Origin of the sequence: Pseudoruegeria sp. SK021 (genome assembly GCF_002119405.1) — a bacterium.
GTDB lineage: Bacteria > Pseudomonadota > Alphaproteobacteria > Rhodobacterales > Rhodobacteraceae > Meridianimarinicoccus.
In genome coordinates this window covers 1-1219 of record NZ_MTBG01000105.1, presented here as the reverse complement: position 1 = coordinate 1219, position 1219 = coordinate 1, and the positions used below count along the sequence as shown (strand labels likewise).

Annotated in this window: 2 protein-coding genes and 1 tRNA gene; all 3 read right to left on the bottom strand. The window is 56.7% G+C overall.

All coding sequences use genetic code 11. The features are described from left to right. Positions 1-258 precede the first annotated feature (258 nt). The 3 genes from tnpB to BV911_RS18780 all read right to left on the bottom strand — a co-directional run bounded on the left by tnpB (position 259) and on the right by BV911_RS18780 (position 1170). Positions 259-606: an IS66 family insertion sequence element accessory protein TnpB gene (gene tnpB / locus BV911_RS18790; RefSeq protein ID WP_086055051.1), complete on the bottom strand. Its 348-nt coding sequence runs from the start codon at positions 604-606 to the stop codon at positions 259-261. Beyond that, positions 603-995 carry a transposase gene (locus BV911_RS18785; protein ID WP_086055050.1) on the bottom strand — a complete coding sequence of 131 codons (393 nt, stop codon included), beginning with the start codon at positions 993-995 and terminating at the stop codon, positions 603-605. The genes tnpB and BV911_RS18785 overlap by 4 nt, the downstream gene beginning before the upstream one ends. Positions 996-1093: 98 nt before the next feature. Next, positions 1094-1170: transfer RNA gene (locus BV911_RS18780), tRNA-Met, on the bottom strand. Between the last annotated feature and the right edge of the window lie 49 nt (positions 1171-1219).

The window sequence follows — 1219 nt, the reverse complement described above, 5'->3', positions numbered from 1 at the left end:
ACGAAACGCCCCAAACCTGATACCCGAAAAACGCTGCCTCACGGCAACGCGTCACAGGTGGCCGAATGCGTCGGAACAGGTGGCCGGATGTTGTCGGAATGGGTGGCCGGATGTTCCGGAATACGCAAAGTTCACTGACTGCGCGCAGTTCAGTGGGGTCTTTGGGCAGGGATTTGAAGGTCTCACGCATAGGGAATTTATATCCGTTCGCCCCCTCAAACGGAACGAAAAATGTGCAAAATCCCATGCTTTATTGGGCTATCCGGCCTGTGTTGGCCGCCATGTTCGTTGCGGCGTTCGCCAGTCAATGCCTTCCAACAGCATCGACAGCTGTGCCGCTGTCAGATGTACTTTTCCATCCTTGGCAGCGGGCCAGACAAACCGACCCTTTTCCAACCGCTTCATGAACAGGCAGGCTCCTTGAGTATCCCACCAAATGATTTTCAACAGATCGCCGCGACGCCCACGGAAGACAAATAGATGCCCCGAATATGGATCCTCAGCGAGTTCCCTCTCCGTTTGTGCCGCCAAGGTATTGAAACCGCGCCGCATATCCGTCACGCCCGCCGCCAACCAAACCCGCGTATTACTTGGCACCGGGATCATGCGGTCAGCCCATGGATCAGGCCTACAACCGACGACAAGGCCGTCGGACCCTCCACGAGGATGCGCCGCCCGTCCGACAAGGTGATGTCCACGCGCTGCGCGCTGACCACACAACAAGGAGGGTCAGCCGGATCGGCGATTTCCAGCGACGGCGCTTCAATCTCGACGGGGAGGAAAATACTCTCAACCACGCCATCAGCGACGGGTAAGCCGTCCTCCACAGAAGCAAATCGAGGGTCTTTCAGCCACTTGAAAATCAGGTTCGCATTCATCGAATAGCGCCGCGCAACCTGTGCAACCGAAACGCCCGGCGTCAGCGTCTGCGCGCAAATCGTGCGCTTCTCGTCCTCAGACCAGACACGCTTCTTCAAGCCCTTCTTCCCCGCCATAACCAACCTCAAGATGTCCACTATCGATGGTGGACACTATCACCCACTCCATCTCGCAGGCAGGGCAGTCACACCGGACGCATACGGAGAATTAGTATTGGTTGCGGGGACAGGATTTGAACCTGTGACCTTCAGGTTATGAGCCTGACGAGCTACCGGGCTGCTCCACCCCGCGACAGGGTGATTGGATCGTTTGAGAGATACGTTTATTATGGAACGGCTTA

What these genes read in the sequence shown, in the direction of transcription:
- tnpB (WP_086055051.1), bottom strand. Translation starts at nt 606, where the DNA reads ATGATCCCGGTGCCAAGTAATACGCGGGTTTGGTTGGCGGCGGGCGTG.
- BV911_RS18785 (WP_086055050.1), bottom strand. Translation starts at nt 995, where the DNA reads ATGGCGGGGAAGAAGGGCTTGAAGAAGCGTGTCTGGTCTGAGGACGAG.